The organism is Ignavibacterium sp. (genome assembly GCA_032027145.1).
Taxonomy (GTDB): domain Bacteria; phylum Bacteroidota; class Ignavibacteria; order Ignavibacteriales; family Ignavibacteriaceae; genus IGN3.
This window is the reverse complement of sequence record JAVSMP010000001.1, coordinates 1127637-1145935: the sequence shown is the minus strand read 5'-3', so window position 1 is coordinate 1145935 and position 18299 is coordinate 1127637. Positions and strand designations below refer to the sequence as shown.

Here is an 18299-nt window from a genome sequence, read left to right as displayed (position 1 = left end):
GATAATATATACTTAAGAGTAGCAGATTATTTAAAAATTATTTAAATGTATTTAAGGAAAGATGAACAAACCACTTTATAACTATTTCACAACTGACCACAGAAGAATTGAATCATTGTTTGATAAGGCAACTGAAAATCCAAACGAAGTAGATGCTGAGCTTTATCATCAATTCCGGACAGGATTATTAAAGCACATAAAAATGGAAGAGAAAATACTTTTTCCGGCTGCACAAAAAGCAAATAATAATGTCCCTTTACCTCTGCAGGCAAAGCTTCGTTTGGATCATGGTGCTTTAACTGCATTGATGGTTGTGCCGCCAACTCACGATGTCATAAAAGTAATCCGGCATATAATGGAAAAACATGATTTACTTGAAGAAGAACCGGGCGGTATGTATGATGTTTGTGAAAAGTTAACAGAGGCTGAAACACAAAATCTGCTTGAGCAGTTACAAAATACTACTGAGGTACCTGTACATCCGCATAACAAAGCTGACTTTGCATTGCAAGCGGCTAAGAATGCTTTAAGTCGAGCAGGTTTTGATTTTGATTTGATAGCAAAACACCGGAAGTAAACAAGAATTCATTTTTAGGAAAAACTGAAGAGTTGATAAATCTATAAGACTACAATTAAAGAAGAAGCGGGCTTATTTTATTTTGAAAAGACTAATTGTTATTAGATTGATGTTTACCAATAATTCTAAAGAGACTATGAAAAGTTTATTATTGAAAATACTTACTGCACTTTCAGTTAAAGACTAATAAAATCATCCGCCAGTATCAATAAGTGTTTTATCTTTTGCACTTCTTTGAGGAACCACATAAAGACAAAGAATAACAAGCAATGTAAACAAGACAAGTCCCAGATAAACATTCTGCATAGATGTATTTATAGCCCCGCGCAAAAACTCTTTAGATGATTCTGCTAAATTGGGTGAATGGAATGTTCCGATAATATCTTTTATAGAATCAGGAATATCTGATGGTTTATTTTTCATCTGCTGTAAGAATGAATTGTTGAAGATTGCACCAATGATTGCAGCACCAAGACTCTGTCCGAGATTTCTTGAAAACATATTAGCACTTGTTACTACTCCTCTCTGCTGCCATGCAACCATTGATTGAATCCCAACTAAAGAAGGTGTTGAAAGCAAACCAAACCCTGCACCGAGCAAAACCTGATCTATAACCAGTAAATAAACAGGCTGAGGTGCCGGAATAAAAAGAAATCCGGCAAACGCCATAAGAACAAGAACTGCTCCAATAATTGAAGTATCTCTGAATCCAATCCGCATATACAATTTTCCTGAAAGTGCCGAAGAAGTGGGCCAGCCAAGGCTCATACTTGCCAATATAAAACCCGATGCAATGGTTCCGATTCCAAGTGAAGTTTGTGCAAATGTTGGCAGAAAAGTTTCGGGTCCCATCATCACGATTCCCATACCGGCCATAGCAAGATTAGTAAAAGCTAATGTTTTATTTTTCCATAACCATCGCGGCATAATTGCATCGGCTGTATTCCTTTCTGAATTAATAGTCCAGATCGTTAATGATAGAATTGTTATAAGAAGACCAAAACTCTGAAAAGAAATCCATGACCACGCCTGTCCGCCTTCGAGTAAATAAATAAATAACAGAGCTAAGGTAACCAGTATAAGAACAGCTCCTTTATAATCAATAACAGGTTTTACAGGTACAATTTTCTCTTTGAAAAAAGTAGTGATAAAATAAATTGATAAAGCACCTATCGGAAGGTTAATTAAAAAAATCCAGCGCCAGTTCACATACTCTGCTAATGCACCGCCAAGGGCAGGACCTACGATAGCGCTTATTCCCCAGATACTTGAAAGATATCCCTGAATTTTTGCTCTTTCTTCCACTGTATAAATATCACCAGCAATAGTGTTTACTGTAGCCATAATAGAACCGGCTCCAAGTCCCTGCATTCCGCGGAATAGGATAAGTGATTCAATATTCCATGAAGCAGCAGAAGCGGCTGATCCGATTAAAAAAACATTGATTCCAAAAATTAAAATTTTCTTTCGACCAAATAGATCAGTTAACTTTCCATAGAGTGGAATAGTAACTGTTTGTGCAAGCAGATAAATTGAAAACACCCAGGAGAATTTTGTAAATCCACCCAAGTCAGATACAATATGCGGAATAGCAGTTGAAACAATGGTTGAGTCCATTGCTGCCAGCATCATAGTAAGCATTAACGCAACAAGAATTAAACTGCGCCGCTTTGGTTTATTATCAATAGGAGAATTATCAGACATAAAAAAACAAATTAAATATTATTACTAATATTATCAGAATCGGAAATATTTTTAATTGATTGCAAACAAATACAATTGAAGATTGACATCCATCCCCTTAGTACTATTAGTTTTCAGGAAACTGTTAAAGGACAATGACCGTCCTTACTCCTGCATCAAACTTTTCTAAAGCATCAAGTGTATCATTAATAGCATCTTCATCCAATGGGATAGTCCGGCTTACAATTTGTGAAGTATCAAGCATTTTCTTTGCTGCAAAATCAATCAGTTTAGGAAGCTCCTGCAACAGATGATCATTTGAGCCGATTAATTCAACTTCATTCCCAAGTATTTCGCTGTAAGTATTTACAGAAAGATTTTTATTTGAAAGACCAACGAGCACCACTCGTCCCATTGGACCAACAGATTGCAGAGCTTGTTTTTGTGTTTGTATTAATCCGATCATTTCTATTGCAACATCAACACCTTTATTTGCGTTTAAATTTTTAATCTCTTCAACAGGATTAGTTGTTTTTCCGTTTATCGGAACAGCACCATACTGAGCAGCAAGTTTCAATTTCTTTTCATCAATATCAATTGCAAATACCATTGATGCACCAAAAGCTTTTGCAAGCTGTATCGCAGATTGCCCCAAACCGCCAACACCAAATATTGCAACTTTATCACCGGGTTTTATTCTGCTTTTTAGTAAAGCGTGATAGGCAGTAGCAGAAGCACACATCAAAGTAGCTCCTTGTTCAAATGGAATTACATCCGGAAGATGAATTGCATTACGTGATGGAACCGCAATGTATTCTGCATAACCTCCATCTGTATGATGTCCTATCATTTTACCTTGTTTACAAAATTGCTCGTTGCCCGTTGAACAGTAATAGCAATCACCGCAGGTAATAAGATAATGAAGACAAACTCTATCTCCGGGTTTAACATTTGTAACTTCTTCGCCCGTTTTCTCCACTATACCGGCTATTTCGTGGCCTAATGTTAGCGGAGTAAAACTCACTGGTGAAATTCCTGCACGATAATGCGCATCAGAATGGCAAATGCCTGCTGCTTTTATTTTCACTAAAATGTCGCGCTTCCTTATTTCAGGGATTGGGATTTCCTGCAATTTTAAAGGTTTAATTACCCCTACAAAACGAACTGCTTTCATAATGCTTTCTGAATTATATAAATTGTAAAATAAGTTTTGATGTTAACTTATTCATTTAGTGATAAAGATAAAATGTTTATAAAAATATTTTTTTTAATTAACTCAGAACAATCTGGATTAATTAAAAATATTTATTAATAATTTCTTTCAGACATAAAAAAGTATGGAATGTGCTTGATGAAAAAACACAAACAATCAGTAACTTTAAATAAAACTATGAGATAATATGTTAACCTATGTTCATACATTTATTAATATGCTTTTTATAAGTATTGTTGCGTTGTTTCCTGTTATTAATCCTATTGGATCAGCTTTAATTGTTAATCCATATCTGTCACAGCTTCCGGACTCTGACAAAAAAGCTGCGGTAAAAAAAATTGCCCTTTATGCTTTTTCGATTTGTGTTGTAGCTTTATTTGCCGGTAGATGGATACTTGAGTTATTCGGTATCTCAATTCCTGTAATACAATTAGCCGGCGGCATTGTGATTTGTATATTAGGTTGGGAGTCACTCTCTTCACGTGATAACACTAAAACCGAGGCAAAAGATTTAGAAAGTCTTACTAATAACAACTATACCAATAATGTAAAAGATAAACTTTTTTATCCTATCACTTTTCCGATTACAACCGGAGCCGGAACTATCTCCGTGCTTTTCACACTAAGCGCACATAGCTCAAATGCAGACTGGTTAAGCTATCTGATTAATAATGCAGCAATGCTTTTAGCAATCATTGTAATGTGCATCTTAATATATTTTCTTTATGGACATACAAAGAATATAGTTAGAAGATTAGGTAATGAAGGACAAACAATTGCAAATCGTTTTATTGCTTTTCTTATTTTTTGTGTCGGACTGCAGATCGCAATAACTGGAATCAAAAATTTATTTTGATTTTTTCATAAATTAATTTGTTTTTAAAAGCAGGTAAAATCAAAATGATCTTTATTAAGTTAAATTCACACAAACCATTTGTTCACTTCTAAATAATTCGGATCTTTTACAAAAAGTGAGTTCCAATTATTACCAGACTGTAATTCAGTTGCAATTACTTTGAGTATATTCAGAGAAGCTAACATTGGTTTACCGCCGACACTAACTCTGTTTACTTTTAATTTTTTCAGCTCGTCAATTTTTACCGTATCATTAATCAGAATATTTAAAGGCAGTCTGATTGCCTTTTTTAATTCTTCAACTGTTTCTATTTCTTTTACAAAAGGAATAAATATCCCGTCTGCACCCGCTTCTTCAAATGCTTTAGCTCTTTCAATGCAGGCTTTAATTTTAGTTTTTAAATCTCCCTGTACCAGCTCAATTGCATCCGTTCTGGCATTCAGAAATAAATTAACTCCTTTTTGTTTAGCAACTTCTTTAACTGATTTTATTTTTTTTATCTGAAGATTAATATTAATCATTGATTTGGTTTTAGAATCACCATCTTCGAGATTAATCCCAACTGCACCAGCTTTAATTACATTTCCGATAAACTCTGAAAATTTATCAAGATCATTTCCATAGTATCCTGCTTCAATATCAGCAGTAAGAGGAATATTAACGCAATGCGACATACGGTCTATAACCTCAATCATTAAATCCGGCGGAATGTGTTCACCATCTTTGTATCCGCAGGACCAGGATATACCGGAACTCGTTGTTGCAATCGCCTTAAATCCGGCAACTTCAAATATCTTTGCAGAAGCACAATCCCATGCATTTGGCAGCACAAGCATTTCATCACTATGATGTAATGCGTGAAATTTTTCTGATAATTCATTTTGTCTGATATGATCAAATCTATTATTCATTATCTGACTCTATTTAATTTTAATAACGACTTCAGTTTATTAAACAAATCATTAAGGATATTTTTAATATCTAAATACGTTTTATCCTTTAACCAGCAATTTATCATCTGCGCTTTGCCCATACATTCCGGGAACAGGAACATCTAACAACCGAAGATAAACACTTAATTGTGCTCTATGATGATAAAGATGACTCAAGCCCATATTACGAATAGCAGCAGCTTTAGAAGTATCTATTATAATATGCTCGCCTCTTCGCATAATCCAATTTACATTTAAATCATCATCACTAACTGAAGTTAAAGCATCAATGGATTGGCTGGTTCCTTCTTCAAATTCTTTTAATAAATCCTGAGTACTATTTACTTCTGGTTTTTTAATTGAGCTATCAGCCATATCCAGATACTTAGTGGTGATAATCTGAGCCGGTCGTCTGGATAAATTAGCTGTATGTACCGCCAGTTGTTTTAAAGTCATTGATTTTTCGTGAGGACGCCATTCAAATTTTTCAGCAGGAACACGCCCTAACATTTTTTTTGTGTTAACAGCTTCCTGTTGAATTTCTTCGATTAATATTTTTGTTAGAAACATAACTTCAACTCCTTATAATAATTTTAATTTCAGAAAATAGATTTTAACTCTATTTCTGTTAGACTCTGATATCCCAAAAATATTTTCTCAGCTATTAGCATTTTTATCATTCTAATGATTAAGAAACACAATGCTGAGATTTAGTCTAAAGTAATTAAAATTACTTCTTTGAGTTGTGACGATACAGACATCAAAACATAGCAGCAATCAGATCATCAATATTGATGCTGCGAAAGTGCTGTTCAATCGGATATTTAGATAAGATATCTCTTAAGTTTTTTTCTTCGTGATGTATGTTTATTAAAGCATGTTCAATGTCCTCGATTCCTTTTTCAGAAAAGAAATCACCGAAGATTTTTGCTTTTTCAATAATTCCGTTTTTTACTTCAAGATTCATTTCAAGCAAGCCGCCTTTTGTGCGTACTGACTTTTTAAAATTATATTCAGGCGATTTCCCAAAATTCCATTCATAAGTTGCATACTTTTCATCTCTTAACTTTTGAATCTTTATTTTATCATCTTCAGTAAATTTATAAAGGCGTGCATCCGGATAATTTGCGAGAACATAATCCATTAATTTCTTAGTAAACTCTTCAAGACTGATTTTAGTTTTTAAATGCTCGGAAATGTTTGTAACTCTTTTAGGAATGGACTTCACGGCTTTATCAATATATTTTACCGGGTTAATCCGCAATGCTTCACTAATATTTCTCATTTCAGAAGCAAAAAGAATAGTTCCGTGATGTAAGATTTTGTTATTGTAAATGTGTGCTGCATTTCCTGAAAATTTTCTTCCATCAATCACCAAATCATTTTTCCCTTCAAAGCGCGCATCTATTCCAAGACTTCTTATAACTTCAATAATAGGGCTGGTAAACTTTTCAAAATCTGATAAACTGGTATCCTTACCTGATTGTGTAAAAGAGAAATTCAGATTGCCAAGGTCGTGATAAACAGCCCCGCCGCCGGATAGTCTTCGTACAACTGAGATGTTATGTTCTTTGACATATTCATAATTTATTTCTGAAAGTGTATTCTGAAATTTACCTACGATAATGGCGTTATCGTTGCGCCACAGCATAAAGCAATCTTCTTCAATATACTTTAATATATATTCATCTGCAGCAACATTAAAATATGGATCAGTTGATTCATGATAAATGCAAAGCAATTGTAACCTCTACTTTATAATTCTTTTAATCTCAAAGCCACCAAAAATATTTAAAAATATTTTTTCAAATCTAAAAATTAATTATGATCTTAAAAATATTTAAAGCAACTCCTGAAAAATTATTACTGATTAAAACCGGAGAGTGTTACCAAAGGCATAGCTGACGGTTGATAATTAATAATCTTACCATCTTGACTCCAATCCAAACAAGACACTGAAAGTAATTAAGGACGACTTTTGCTCAGTTTGGAATGAACATAACAACAATTTTTCGCAATCCGCTAAATATTATTTCTAAATAATATGATGAATGATTGAACGATTGAATTTCCAACTGATTAAAACATATTATTCTGATTTTATCTTGATAACTCTTACTTTCCAGACATCAGGTCCGCTTTCTAAATATTCCCATCTAAAAGGCTCTTTACTCTCGGCTTCCATCTGATAATACAATGGTTTAGGATCGTGATCATTAAAAAATTCAAATGCTTCGCCCGGTTTTATATCTGCAAAAGCTTTGTAAAACATTTCGTGCCGCTCAGAAGGCGGATAAGGGCGCACATCAAATTCATTTACAACTGAGTAACCGGTATCTCCAAGACCACTGTTATCTTCTTTTCTAATATGAATTACAAATTCATCGGAAGATTTACTTTTAGATATCCAGCTATATCTACCCTCAAACTTTTCTTTAAAAATGTTTTCAATTTCCTTCATATCTTCTTTTGCAACCAGTTCCATTGTGGTTCCCTCTTCCATCATACCATAGCGATGGAATACAATCTGCTTCCATTCTTTTTTATCAGCTTTGCGAAGATCAAGAAGCGTTGCAACATTTTTCATCTCACGTTCTTTTGAAGCTTCAGTACGAGTAACCCTTACCTTCCATTCTCTTCCGCCGCGATTCAAATATTCCCAGCCGACAACATCGCCATGGATTGAGCGAAATTCATAAAATAATGGTACGGGATCATGATCATTAATAAAGATAAAGCTTTCACCGACTGGCAGTTCTTTGAATATTTTTAATAACAGCTCGTGTCTTTTAATCGGAATAAGCGTTCTTACATCAAGTTCTTCATTTGATTTCATTTTTTTCAATCTGATTATTTATGTAAAAATTTTTTTGTCAGTTAATTAATATCAAATATAAAATTGATTTTTAATATGGCTTAAGTACCATAAGTATGATTATGATTATGAAAATCAGGTTCTCAATTCTTTCATAGAAGAACAACTTCTTTGAAAGCGCATAATATTCTTCAGGAATTTCATCACCATTATAATATTTCAACAACTCTTTAATCGGTTTTGATCGCGGTGTTAATAAGATTGGACCGAAAGCTAGTGCAATGATGAATAGAATTAAACTTATTATATACCAAGCTGCTTTAAACAGATAAGGATTAACAAATCCCAATCCCAAACCGGAAAGAAGCAGAAGAGTACCGCCAACCATTACAAAATTATGCAGTCTGTTCCGGATAAAATATGCATGCTTTAATTCAGTCATATTAGCTGCTTTTGTTACGATGTAAATCATAACAAAACCGGGTCCCATCCCAAGTATGGCAGATAATATATGAACTATAACAAGAAACTGGTAAAGTGTAAAAATTTAAAACTCCAAATTATTTTAATTGATCTGAACTGCTGATCATAGTAATTGCAGTTACTCTAAGCTACAGTATTAAAAACAATTTTCATTTGACTTAAAACAAATTTATCGAATTAATTTTTTCTATATACTGCAGTTATCCTCTTCACAAACACCATCGCTTTGTTTGTCCATGATATCAAATTCAGTCTTACTTTTCTGATAAGCCTGTCGTAAGGCTTCTACAAATGTTCCAACAGGCTGTGCACCTGAAACTCCATATTTTTTATCAATCACAAAAAACGGAACTCCATGAATACCTAAAGCTTGAGCTTCTTTAATATCTTTCATCACCTCTTCTGTTTTCTCGTTGCTGCTTAATAATGCTATAACTTCAGTTCTATTCAGCCCAATATTTTCTGCAAGCTCTTCCAGGACGCTGATGCTGCCAATATTTTTGCCATCAGAAAAATGAGCTTTGAATAAAGATTCTTCAATCTCATTTCCCTTCTCTTTTTCCTGAGCAAAATGAATCAGACGATGTGCCCTGAAAGTATTAGCCTGTATAGAAATATCCTGTCTGAAATCAATTCCAACTTCTGATCCTTTTTGCTTAAGATAATCGAACATACTTTCAATCTGCAGCTCAGGCATCCCTTTGTGTTTAATTAAATACTCGGTTGTTGAAACAGAAAGTCCTTCAGCAGGCAGCGAAGGGTCCAATTGGAAACTTTTCCATTTCACTTTTATTTTTTCTTTAAATGATAATTGTTCCAAAGCTTTTTCAAAATGTTTTTTGCCAAGGTAACAAAACGGACATATTACATCCGACCATATTTCTACTTTCATTGTTCAGCTTTTAAAAATTATTAATTATACATCTCTATAATCTGAATTTAATATACAATTAATTATCTATCTAAAATTTTTCTGACTCACAAACAGTAAAAAGTATTTTCAATGTGGATTACTTCACAGGTTTTGTTATCGGATCAAATGATTGTGAGATAACTCAAGAAATACAATTCTCTTTCTTTACTTAAATTATTATGTTGCCGTTGAGTACAAATGAAACTCTTCTCAACATAATTAAAAGAGCATAACTTACTAATTATTACAACTTGATAATGTGTACTAATTGAATATTAACAATAATGAAAGGATAATAATCATGAAAAAACATAATGCTTATGCTGTTTGGAACGGTTCTTTGAAAGAAGGAAAAGGAACCTTAACAACAAAGAGTAAAGTTCTGAATAATCATCAATACTCTTTCAAGACTCGTTTCGAAGATGGAGCTGGAACCAATCCGGATGAACTACTTGCAGCATCTCACGCAGGCTGCTTCGCAATGGCATTCAGTCTTATTCTTGGTCAGAATGGATTTACACCTGATTCAATTGATGTAAATGCAGAAGTAACTATGGATCCGGAAAAACTTGCGCTAACTGGTTCTCATTTAACGGTAAAGGCAAAGATTCCAAACATTGATCAGAAAAAATTTCTGGAAATTGCTAATGCTGCTAAAGAAAACTGCCCGATCAGTAAAGCACTTAGCCTTCCAATTAGCCTGGATGCAAGTTTAGTTTAATTAAGATTCAAATATGATTTTAGATGCCTGATAATTTTTATTTTAAATAATCAGGCATTCTTTTGCATGCAGAAATTTACATGACTCGAGGATGAGTTTTGACCAATTCGAATTTACATTAACAACAGTTCATCAGGATTTCTGTTAATAAATTATTTATAAAACCATTCCAATTGTCGAAGGTGAATTACTAAGAATCTGATTTAAGATGCACTATCTGCGGTGGTTTTCCCCAATTAGGTGGCACATCATCAGATTTAAGCAAAGCCATTGAAGATGTTGTTCCGCCCAGATAATCCACAGCATTCAGAAAAACTATTTTTTTAATTTTATAATATCTTATCGCATAAGAACACATAATGCAAGGCTCGTGAGAAGTGTATAAAATACATTCGGATAAATCGGTTAAATTTAATTTTCTAATCGCAATTCTGATTGCTTCAATTTCTGCGTGACATGTAATATCATTTTTGCTTTTCACAGCTTCCTCAGCCTCACTTATTATTTTATCATCTTTTATAATAACAGCACCAACAGGTGAATTGCCTTTTTTTGCAGCTGCTTTTCCGAGTGCCTCACATCGGTTTATATAAAACATATCTTCTTTCATTGTTGTAAGACTTTTTTGATTCAAAAATATCAGATAAAAATATACTTTTACTAAATGAGCTTATTTAAGCATTATCCTGAGTCCTGATTTATGATTTATTTTCAGAACAGGTTTATTTATGCATTTTAAAATTGAAAAACATAACTCCGAAACAAGTTTGGAATGATATTATAATCATTCTGAATAACTCAGGTTAATAATTATGAAACTATCAGAGTAATCTTACTTTTTAGTAAGTGCCGATCCTTTGTGAGCGGCGATGTGATCAGACTTATCGCTTTTGATTTCATACTGCGGATCATCTTTTGAAGCATGGTGAGTATAACCTTTGTAATTAAAGTCTTTTGTGTGCACTTTTATTATCGTTCCGTAAACTCTTCCAGCTTCTGAGTTCCAACTGACGTGATCACCTATTTTAAATTTAGTTTTCATGATAATAGAAGTTATTTGTCAAATAAATTTTCTTCTGAATAAAAAACCCGATTTCCTGCAACCCGTGCTGGTGATGTATAAGGATGTTCTTCTGCTTTTCCTTCAGCCATAATGTGCAAGACTTTCCAGCCTTTTACTTTTAGATAATCAGAGACCATTGAACGATGACACCGCCACCAAAGGGCTTCAGAACACATATAGGCAGTTGTCTGCTTAGATGCAATAGCTTCTAATTTTGCTATTCCTTTTTCAAAAGTTTCAGTTTCCATGTAATCAGCATAAGCGCGAAAAGAATCATTATGCCAGCGAATGTTTTTAGAATCCTTCTGAACTTTTCTTCTTCCACCCAATTCTATTAAATGTGTATAATTTATTCCGTTTTCTTTTAATGCTATTTCCAAATTTTCTTTATTAAAGTGCGGAAATTTCCTTGAACCGGGAAAACTGCGAATGTCAATCAAATATTTAATATTAAAGTGTCTTAGCATTTTTACAAATTCATCTATACTATGTGTAGAATGTCCAATCGTATATATGATATGTTCTTCTGATGAAAACATTTGCCTGTTAACTGTTTAACTAACTTAACTTATCTTTTTAATGCTGAAATATATTTATCAATATATAACTGTTTTTCTTTCGATTTATACTGTTGAATAAACCTTGGATGCTCCAGCACAATCAGCTCTCCGAACATTTTTTGTTCTTTGTTTATTATCTGAATAAAGTCAGCGTTTTTTTTTCCCAATATAAAAACCTTTGTTATATCCAATCCAAGATTAATATGTTTTTTAAGTGAGGCAATCATAAAATCTTTCACACTATCAAAAAGATTTTTATCATCATAATAATTAACATTAAGCCACTTCCCGTTCTTTGTTTTCCTGACTATTGCTAAAGGGAAAGGTGAATTGATATAAAAATTTTTATAAAAGTTCTTCACTCCGCCAAATGCTTCAATCATTTCGTACATAAAAACTGAGGAAACTTCATGACTGTAAGCCGAGCGCATCGGAATACCACAAACTAATTCCAGGCGCTTTGTATCAGTAAAGGGTACTCCTGTAATGCCTGCCCCATGTCTGCTTGGATTTATTCCGATAATAAATTTCCTCTGTTTGTTATCATTATAAAATTTATAATAAAATTTTTGCATTACCTGCATTGTTTCCGGATTATCTAAAAATGGATTCAACACTTGAAAATCATCAGGGAGTTTTCCTGAATACTTTAAATCTTGGTTAAATGCAATAGCCTTTTCTGCAAAAGTTTGTAATTGTTTCATCTGTTTATTTTGATAAATACTTCTTCTATTAGTTTAAATATAGTGTAAGTTACTTCTGTATTTATAACACCAATTAAACTTTTCGTGATTAATCTAACACTTAGAGCTTTTCGGCAAATCATAAAATGATTTTAGTCATATAACACTTTTTCTATTTCCAGACAATTTTGTCCGAATTAAAAATTTCGATATGTTTGTACACAATGTCATTAAATCATCCACAATTTTATTTGAATTTATATTCTAATTAGTTATGCAGAATTCTCTTCTATTGTTATTTCTCATTCTAACAGGAATTATCATAATTATATTTACTTATGTATTTCTGTCATCAAAAAGAGATGAACAAATTCAAAACGGTATGCAGAATGCATTACAAAAACGGTTCTGGTTTATACTGATTCTGTTTATAGTATTGGCAATATTTGCATCAATTACAATTCCGAAATCACCATACTTTATTTTTGCAGATGAACAACCCGCAAAGATCATCCATGTGGCTTCAAAGCAATTTTATTTTATAATGTCTAATCAAGCAATAAATCCTGATAATCCAACTGGTGAAACTTCAATTGATATTCCGGTTGATGAGTTAGTAGAGTTTAGAGTTACAAGCTTTGATGTAAATCATGGCTTTGCAATTTATAACTCTGCAAATGAATTAATTGCTCAAACCCAGGCAATGCCTGGTTATGTCAACAGACTGCGTTGGAAATTTACCGAACCTGGCAATTATGATGTATATTGTCTGGAATATTGCGGAATGGCGCATCAGGTGATGAAAACTTCTTTTATTGTTAAATGAGATTATTATGGAAAACATTTTATTAAAAAAAAATACAGCTTTTTGGATTATAACTATACTGGTGTTGTTCGTATTAAGCATTATACTTGGCATTATCATGCGATTAAACCAAGGTGCGGTTATTAGTTTATCCCCTGTCACTTTTTATACTGATATGACCATTCACGGACTTACTATGATTGGGATATGGTTTGTTGCGGGAATGGCGGGGATAAACTTTATTATGGAACGATATGTTAAAACAAGCTATTTGGCAAATCTGCTGGCTTTGGTTTTAACAATTGCTGGCATACTAATGTTATGGACTTCGACACTTATTGGAAATTTTCATGCCGGTTGGACTTTTCTTTATCCTCTGCCATTTAAAATAATGTGGAGTGCTTGGGCAACACCTTTATTTTTATTTTCACTAACAACTTTTGGCGTTGGCTGGTTGATTTGGTGTTTAAGTATGGTTACAGCATTGTTAAAAAAATACTCGATACCTCAGGTGTTTGCATGGCAGCATTTTAAAAAAAATCCTAAAGTTGAAACTCCTCCTTTTGTTTTGATCTCAATGATAAGTCTGGTTGGTATAATTACCTGTTTAATTGCAGCCGTGGTTTTGTTGGTTTTACTTTTTTCAGAGTATTATTCAAACGGCAGCTTTGTGAATGATGCGCTGTTGATGAAAAATCTAACCTATTTTTTCGGACATACACTCGCTAATGAGATGTTGTACCTGGGTTTGGCAATTTTATATGAATTGTTCTCAGAGATAAGCGGTCAGCCAAAATGGAAAACTACCTGGTATGTTGCATTAGCCTGGAACTTTACTTTGATCTTTATATTGACAGCATTTTTCCATCACTTGTATATGGATTTTGTTCAGCCTGAAGGATTTCAGATTATCGGGCAGATTGCATCTTACTCAGCCAGCTTACCGGCAGCAGGAGTAACTGTATTTAGTGTTATTGTTTCAGTGTTTCGGAAAAAAATTAATTGGTCATTACCAAATCTTTTATTTTTCATCGGAGTAGTCGGTTGGGTAATTGGAGGAATAGGCGCTGTTATTGATGCTACTATTTCAAATAATTTTGTTTTGCATAATACACTTTGGGTGCCTGCTCATTTCCATACATACAATGCTTTGGGAAATGTGCTTTTTAGTCTTGCTTTCTTTTATTGGTTTTCTAAACAATATACTAATAGTAAAACTAATGACAGGTTTTCCACACTTAAACTTTTATTTATTGTAGTGGGCGGGATAGGCTTTTTATTAGCTTTCTATGTAGGCGGCGCTGATTCTATACCAAGAAGATATAGCGACTATCCCGATGCATTTACAAGTGCTAAATTACTTGCAACTATAGGCGCTGCTTTTGCTTCAGTTTATCTGGTTGGAATTTTAATTCTTTTTGTAAATATATCTAACAGATGTTTAAGCATTTTATTTTCTCGTTCCTGATTTTTGTTTTTGCCGCGGTCAGTATCGTTCAATCTCAAACACCTGCTTGGAGTGAAGAAACCAATATTTATGATAGTATATCAAATGCTCCGTTAAAACTAATAAACGGAGAAGATATTTATCTGCATCAGCTTGCCGCTAAAAGACCATTAATTGTTGCACTGATTTTTACCAGATGCACAGGTGTATGCAGTCCTTTACTTTTTCAGTTGATGGAAAATCTACAACATATCACTTCCGGCAGAAACAAAAACTATTATGTTTTAGTAATTAGTTTTGATCCGCTTGATTCATTAAAAGATATGAAGTTGATGGCACAGCGGATTGAATTAAATGATAACGAACATTGGCAATTTGCTATAACCGACAGCATTAATCAGCTTAATGCTTCTGTTGGATTTAATCCGGTATGGAACGATGAAATTAAACAATTTGATCATGATGCACTTTTGGTTGGCGTAAATTCAGATGGTTACATAACTAAAAAATTAATCGGACTCCGAAATGAAAAAGAAATTAGCTTATTGATCAGCAGTATTAACAATGTTTTTTCACCCACCTATCGTTTACCAACTCCAAATAATCTGTTTTCCTGCTTTAACTATGATCCTGCAACCGGGAAAAACACTCCGGGTTTAGGACTTTTATTTATCGCTCTCCCTGCTGTTATATCATTTAGTCTGGTAATTGGAATACGCTTTTGGGTAAAGCGAAAAATAATCTAAACTTGCAAAGGCACACAGCACTTAATAAGTATAAAAATTACAACTTACTTTTCAAATAATTCTGTTTTAAGACTCTAGTATTTTCTAAACGACTTGTTCAATCAAATACACTCTATCATTTCTCCTTACCAATGAAGGAGTTTTAAAAGTAACTTCATCGCCGCGATTTGCAGTTTGACCCTCTTTATCATTAACAACAATTTTTTCAAGTTTAAGTTCAAGAACTCCGGTAGTTTCGCCCATAATCAACAACTCATCTTCAATTTTTATCTGACCTGATTCAATCAGTATATGTGCAATCCCAATTTCTTTAAAGTAATTAAGAACTTTACCAACATAAGATTTTCTGGTCGTCGCTTTACTTCCTTCAACTCCGGCATATTCTTCAGAGCTTGGGACACTGAAATAAAATCCTGATGAAAAACCTCGGTTATAAACTTTTTCAAGTTCTGTAAGCAACTCTTTTTTCTTTGCAGCGGTAAGCTTTCCTTCAAAGTAAAGATCAATAGCCTGACGATATGCAGATACAGACTTTGCAACATATTCAGGTGCCCGTTTTCTCCCTTCGATTTTAAAAGAGTCAATGCCCGCTTCAATCAACTTATCAATAAATTCGATTGTACAAAGATCTTGTGGAGACATTACATAATCCTCACCAATGAGAAGTGATTTTTTTGCAGCGGAATCATAAACTTCATACTCTCTTCTGCACGGCTGAACACATTCACCGCGGTTTGCACTCTTACCAAAAAGATGGTGACTCATAAAACATCTTCCACTTATTGCAATGCACATTGCTCCATGGATAAAAGTCTCTATCTCTAGATCGGTCTTTTTACGAATTTTTTTTATCTCTTCAAGTGAACATTCACGCGCAAGAACTATTCTTACAGCACCCATTCTTTTATAAACATCAGCAGCAAGTGAATTTGAAATTGAGCTTTGAGTTGAGATACAAAACGGCATCTGATGTTTAAAACATAAGTCAGCCGCTGCTAGATCAGAGCAGATTATTCGATCTACTTTGTTTTCTTTTGCTGCAACAATTATTTCTTCAAGTTCTTCAAGTTCTTCTTCAAAAACAATTGTATTTAATGTGAGGTATGTAGTAACATTATTTTCTTTGCAGTAAGAAGTAAGTTCTTTCAGATCATCAAGAGTAAAGTTTTTTGCTTTTGCACGCATATTTAGTTTATCCAAACCAAAATAGACTGCATCAGCACCGTTATTTACTGCTGCACGCAGCATCGTCCAGTCTCCGGCAGGCGCCATTAACTCCGGAGGTCGGCTGGGGATTGGGAGCCGGCTGTCTGTTATGTTATTTGAATCATTTCTCTTTTGAGTTTTCATCAAGAAAGTTTCTATAAGAATTTTAATTAACAAAAGACTAAGTCAAATTATTCAGCTTTTCTGCAATAGATAACTTCAAGTTCTTCAGATTTTTCTGATTAATAAGAGCAGATATTAACCTATAAAAATCGCGCAACAATTATCTTCAAATTTCCTAAGCTTTTTCTTCCCAGACTTTTGCAACTTCAACAATTGTTTTAACAGCCATTTCCATATCCTGAACCGCAACCCATTCGATCTGCGAATGGAAACTCTGCTCACCGGCAAAAATATTTGGCGTTGGTAATCCCATAAAAGATAAACGAGAACCATCCGTACCTCCGCGAATCGGATGCATAATCGGTTTTATTCCAAGTCGTTCCATTGCCTCTATAGCATATTGAGTAACGTGTTTATGATTGTCGAGAACTTCCTTCATATTTCTATATTGCTCAATTACCTGAAACTCAAGCTTTGAACCTGGGAACTCTTTAACTGTATCTTCAGCAATTTTCTTTAATAATTCTTCGTACTCCTTAAGCTTTGGTGTTTCAAAATCACGAATAATAAATTTCAATGTTGTTAATTCTTCATTCCCGTTAAAAGCACCGCAATGAACATAACCTTCACGTCCTTCTGTGGTTTCAGGTGAAAGACTATCCTTAGGAAGTTTTTCAATAAAACGGGATGCAATTTTAATAGAGTTTATCATCACATTTTTTGCATAACCGGGATGGATATTTTTTCCGAAGAATTTTATTACAACAGCATCTGCAGAAAAAGTTTCTGTTTCAAGTTCGCCTCTGCATGATCCATCAATAGTATAAGCATACTTTGCACCAAGTTTTTTCAGATCAATCTTTTCAGTTCCCCTTCCCACTTCTTCATCCGGTGTAAAGCATACTTTGATATCGCCATGTTTTACTTCAGGATGAGTTAACAGATAATTGATTGCATCCATAATTTCAGCAACACCTGCTTTATTATCAGCGCCTAACAGCGTTGAACCATCAGTTGTTATTAAGTCGTATCCTATCACTTCTTTTAAATACGGATTTTCATCAACTTTAATTACCCAGCCGCCATGTTCAAGTTTAATGTCTCCACCCTGATAATTTTTTCTTATCATTGGCTTAACATCTTTTCCCGATACAGCTGGTGATGTATCTACGTGAGAGATAAAAGCAATTGGATCAACTTTTTTATTTGTGTTAGATGGAAGAGTTGCCATTACATAACCCCATTCATCCATATGTGCATCTTTTAATCCAATCTGCTTTAATTCTTCAGCTAGATCTTTTGAAAGAATTTTTTGTTTTTCAGTTGATGGAAACGAAGTGGAATCTTCATCAGATTGAGTATCGTATTTCACATACTTTAAAAATCTTTCAACACAAGTAAATTTATAATTAGAGTCGAACATAAAACCTCCGGTATTTAAATTTGAGCAAAAATTTCTGTTTGCATAGTACA

General features: G+C 33.7%; 20 protein-coding genes. 6 read left to right on the top strand and 14 right to left on the bottom strand.

Annotated features, from left to right (window positions below):
* Positions 1 to 61: 61 nt before the first annotated feature.
* A complete protein-coding gene (locus tag ROY99_04680; GenBank protein ID MDT3695665.1) occupies positions 62 to 577 on the top strand; it encodes a hypothetical protein in 516 nt (171 codons plus the stop codon).
* 192 nt (positions 578 to 769) lie between these two features.
* Here ROY99_04680 and ROY99_04675 read toward each other — a convergent pair whose 3' ends face one another.
* Complete coding sequence (locus tag ROY99_04675; protein ID MDT3695664.1) at positions 770 to 2281, bottom strand: MDR family MFS transporter; 1512 nt, start codon at positions 2279 to 2281, stop codon at positions 770 to 772.
* A gap of 124 nt (positions 2282 to 2405) precedes the next feature.
* The gene (locus ROY99_04670) at positions 2406 to 3434 is read right to left on the bottom strand and encodes a zinc-binding dehydrogenase (protein ID MDT3695663.1); all 1029 of its coding nucleotides are present in this window, start codon (positions 3432 to 3434) and stop codon (positions 2406 to 2408) included.
* A 226-nt stretch (positions 3435 to 3660) separates the two neighbouring features.
* Here ROY99_04670 and ROY99_04665 point away from each other — a divergent pair, with 226 nt between their 5' ends.
* Positions 3661 to 4329 (top strand): MarC family protein, encoded by a 669-nt coding sequence (locus ROY99_04665; GenBank protein MDT3695662.1) that lies wholly within the window; start codon positions 3661 to 3663, stop codon positions 4327 to 4329.
* A 65-nt stretch (positions 4330 to 4394) separates the two neighbouring features.
* On the opposite strand, the gene ROY99_04660 is transcribed toward ROY99_04665, so the two are convergent.
* The 6 genes from ROY99_04660 to ROY99_04635 all read right to left on the bottom strand — a co-directional run bounded on the left by ROY99_04660 (position 4395) and on the right by ROY99_04635 (position 9451).
* Positions 4395 to 5240, bottom strand: coding sequence for an isocitrate lyase/phosphoenolpyruvate mutase family protein (locus ROY99_04660; GenBank protein ID MDT3695661.1), 846 nt, complete (start codon positions 5238 to 5240; stop codon positions 4395 to 4397).
* A gap of 81 nt (positions 5241 to 5321) precedes the next feature.
* Positions 5322 to 5831 carry a DinB family protein gene (locus tag ROY99_04655; protein MDT3695660.1) on the bottom strand — a complete coding sequence of 170 codons (510 nt, stop codon included), beginning with the start codon at positions 5829 to 5831 and terminating at the stop codon, positions 5322 to 5324.
* Between the two features lie 190 nt (positions 5832 to 6021).
* Positions 6022 to 7002, bottom strand: a complete 981-nt coding sequence (locus ROY99_04650; protein MDT3695659.1) for a lipoate--protein ligase — start codon at positions 7000 to 7002, stop codon at positions 6022 to 6024.
* A 348-nt stretch (positions 7003 to 7350) separates the two neighbouring features.
* Positions 7351 to 8097, bottom strand: a complete 747-nt coding sequence (locus tag ROY99_04645; GenBank protein MDT3695658.1) for a DUF2249 domain-containing protein — start codon at positions 8095 to 8097, stop codon at positions 7351 to 7353.
* Between the two features lie 70 nt (positions 8098 to 8167).
* Entirely contained in the window at positions 8168 to 8596 is a 429-nt protein-coding gene (locus ROY99_04640) for a DUF2269 family protein (protein MDT3695657.1), read from the bottom strand.
* Positions 8597 to 8746: 150 nt separating this feature from the next.
* Positions 8747 to 9451 carry a DsbA family oxidoreductase gene (locus ROY99_04635; protein MDT3695656.1) on the bottom strand — a complete coding sequence of 235 codons (705 nt, stop codon included), beginning with the start codon at positions 9449 to 9451 and terminating at the stop codon, positions 8747 to 8749.
* A 322-nt stretch (positions 9452 to 9773) separates the two neighbouring features.
* Here ROY99_04635 and ROY99_04630 point away from each other — a divergent pair, with 322 nt between their 5' ends.
* Complete coding sequence (locus ROY99_04630; protein ID MDT3695655.1) at positions 9774 to 10193, top strand: OsmC family protein; 420 nt, start codon at positions 9774 to 9776, stop codon at positions 10191 to 10193.
* Between the two features lie 190 nt (positions 10194 to 10383).
* Here the strand turns inward: ROY99_04630 and ROY99_04625 are convergent, their stop codons facing one another.
* The 4 genes from ROY99_04625 to ROY99_04610 all read right to left on the bottom strand — a co-directional run bounded on the left by ROY99_04625 (position 10384) and on the right by ROY99_04610 (position 12520).
* On the bottom strand, positions 10384 to 10827 hold the full coding sequence (locus ROY99_04625; protein ID MDT3695654.1) for a nucleoside deaminase: 444 nt from the start codon (positions 10825 to 10827) through the stop codon (positions 10384 to 10386).
* Positions 10828 to 11025: 198 nt separating this feature from the next.
* Positions 11026 to 11235 carry a DUF2945 domain-containing protein gene (locus ROY99_04620; GenBank protein MDT3695653.1) on the bottom strand — a complete coding sequence of 70 codons (210 nt, stop codon included), beginning with the start codon at positions 11233 to 11235 and terminating at the stop codon, positions 11026 to 11028.
* Positions 11236 to 11246: 11 nt separating this feature from the next.
* A complete protein-coding gene (locus ROY99_04615; GenBank protein ID MDT3695652.1) occupies positions 11247 to 11795 on the bottom strand; it encodes a DUF488 domain-containing protein in 549 nt (182 codons plus the stop codon).
* Positions 11796 to 11824: 29 nt separating this feature from the next.
* Complete coding sequence (locus ROY99_04610; GenBank protein MDT3695651.1) at positions 11825 to 12520, bottom strand: SMUG2 DNA glycosylase family protein; 696 nt, start codon at positions 12518 to 12520, stop codon at positions 11825 to 11827.
* A 253-nt stretch (positions 12521 to 12773) separates the two neighbouring features.
* On the opposite strand from ROY99_04610, the gene ROY99_04605 reads away from it, so the two are divergent.
* From ROY99_04605 to ROY99_04595, 3 genes are read left to right on the top strand one after another with little or no spacing between them, the layout of a single operon-like run.
* The gene (locus ROY99_04605; GenBank protein ID MDT3695650.1) at positions 12774 to 13325 is read left to right on the top strand and encodes a hypothetical protein; all 552 of its coding nucleotides are present in this window, start codon (positions 12774 to 12776) and stop codon (positions 13323 to 13325) included.
* A 7-nt stretch (positions 13326 to 13332) separates the two neighbouring features.
* Positions 13333 to 14772, top strand: a complete 1440-nt coding sequence (locus ROY99_04600; protein ID MDT3695649.1) for a cbb3-type cytochrome c oxidase subunit I — start codon at positions 13333 to 13335, stop codon at positions 14770 to 14772.
* Positions 14742 to 15497, top strand: coding sequence for a hypothetical protein (locus ROY99_04595; GenBank protein ID MDT3695648.1), 756 nt, complete (start codon positions 14742 to 14744; stop codon positions 15495 to 15497). Before ROY99_04600 ends, ROY99_04595 begins: the two co-directional genes overlap by 31 nt.
* Before the next feature lie 84 nt (positions 15498 to 15581).
* Here the strand turns inward: ROY99_04595 and ROY99_04590 are convergent, their stop codons facing one another.
* Both ROY99_04590 and pepT read right to left on the bottom strand, forming a co-directional pair.
* Positions 15582 to 16847 (bottom strand): peptidase U32 family protein, encoded by a 1266-nt coding sequence (locus tag ROY99_04590; protein ID MDT3695647.1) that lies wholly within the window; start codon positions 16845 to 16847, stop codon positions 15582 to 15584.
* Between the two features lie 154 nt (positions 16848 to 17001).
* Entirely contained in the window at positions 17002 to 18249 is a 1248-nt protein-coding gene (gene pepT, locus ROY99_04585; protein MDT3695646.1) for a peptidase T, read from the bottom strand.
* Positions 18250 to 18299 lie beyond the last annotated feature (50 nt).

What these genes read in the sequence shown, in the direction of transcription:
- ROY99_04680 (MDT3695665.1), top strand. Translation starts at nt 62, where the DNA reads ATGAACAAACCACTTTATAACTATTTCACAACTGACCACAGAAGAATT.
- ROY99_04675 (MDT3695664.1), bottom strand. Translation starts at nt 2,281, where the DNA reads ATGTCTGATAATTCTCCTATTGATAATAAACCAAAGCGGCGCAGTTTA.
- ROY99_04670 (MDT3695663.1), bottom strand. Translation starts at nt 3,434, where the DNA reads ATGAAAGCAGTTCGTTTTGTAGGGGTAATTAAACCTTTAAAATTGCAG.
- ROY99_04665 (MDT3695662.1), top strand. Translation starts at nt 3,661, where the DNA reads ATGTTAACCTATGTTCATACATTTATTAATATGCTTTTTATAAGTATT.
- ROY99_04660 (MDT3695661.1), bottom strand. Translation starts at nt 5,240, where the DNA reads ATGAATAATAGATTTGATCATATCAGACAAAATGAATTATCAGAAAAA.
- ROY99_04655 (MDT3695660.1), bottom strand. Translation starts at nt 5,831, where the DNA reads ATGTTTCTAACAAAAATATTAATCGAAGAAATTCAACAGGAAGCTGTT.
- ROY99_04645 (MDT3695658.1), bottom strand. Translation starts at nt 8,097, where the DNA reads ATGAAATCAAATGAAGAACTTGATGTAAGAACGCTTATTCCGATTAAA.
- ROY99_04635 (MDT3695656.1), bottom strand. Translation starts at nt 9,451, where the DNA reads ATGAAAGTAGAAATATGGTCGGATGTAATATGTCCGTTTTGTTACCTT.
- ROY99_04630 (MDT3695655.1), top strand. Translation starts at nt 9,774, where the DNA reads ATGAAAAAACATAATGCTTATGCTGTTTGGAACGGTTCTTTGAAAGAA.
- ROY99_04620 (MDT3695653.1), bottom strand. Translation starts at nt 11,235, where the DNA reads ATGAAAACTAAATTTAAAATAGGTGATCACGTCAGTTGGAACTCAGAA.
- ROY99_04615 (MDT3695652.1), bottom strand. Translation starts at nt 11,795, where the DNA reads ATGTTTTCATCAGAAGAACATATCATATATACGATTGGACATTCTACA.
- ROY99_04610 (MDT3695651.1), bottom strand. Translation starts at nt 12,520, where the DNA reads ATGAAACAATTACAAACTTTTGCAGAAAAGGCTATTGCATTTAACCAA.
- ROY99_04605 (MDT3695650.1), top strand. Translation starts at nt 12,774, where the DNA reads ATGCAGAATTCTCTTCTATTGTTATTTCTCATTCTAACAGGAATTATC.
- ROY99_04600 (MDT3695649.1), top strand. Translation starts at nt 13,333, where the DNA reads ATGGAAAACATTTTATTAAAAAAAAATACAGCTTTTTGGATTATAACT.
- ROY99_04595 (MDT3695648.1), top strand. Translation starts at nt 14,742, where the DNA reads ATGTTTAAGCATTTTATTTTCTCGTTCCTGATTTTTGTTTTTGCCGCG.
- ROY99_04590 (MDT3695647.1), bottom strand. Translation starts at nt 16,847, where the DNA reads ATGAAAACTCAAAAGAGAAATGATTCAAATAACATAACAGACAGCCGG.
- pepT (MDT3695646.1), bottom strand. Translation starts at nt 18,249, where the DNA reads ATGTTCGACTCTAATTATAAATTTACTTGTGTTGAAAGATTTTTAAAG.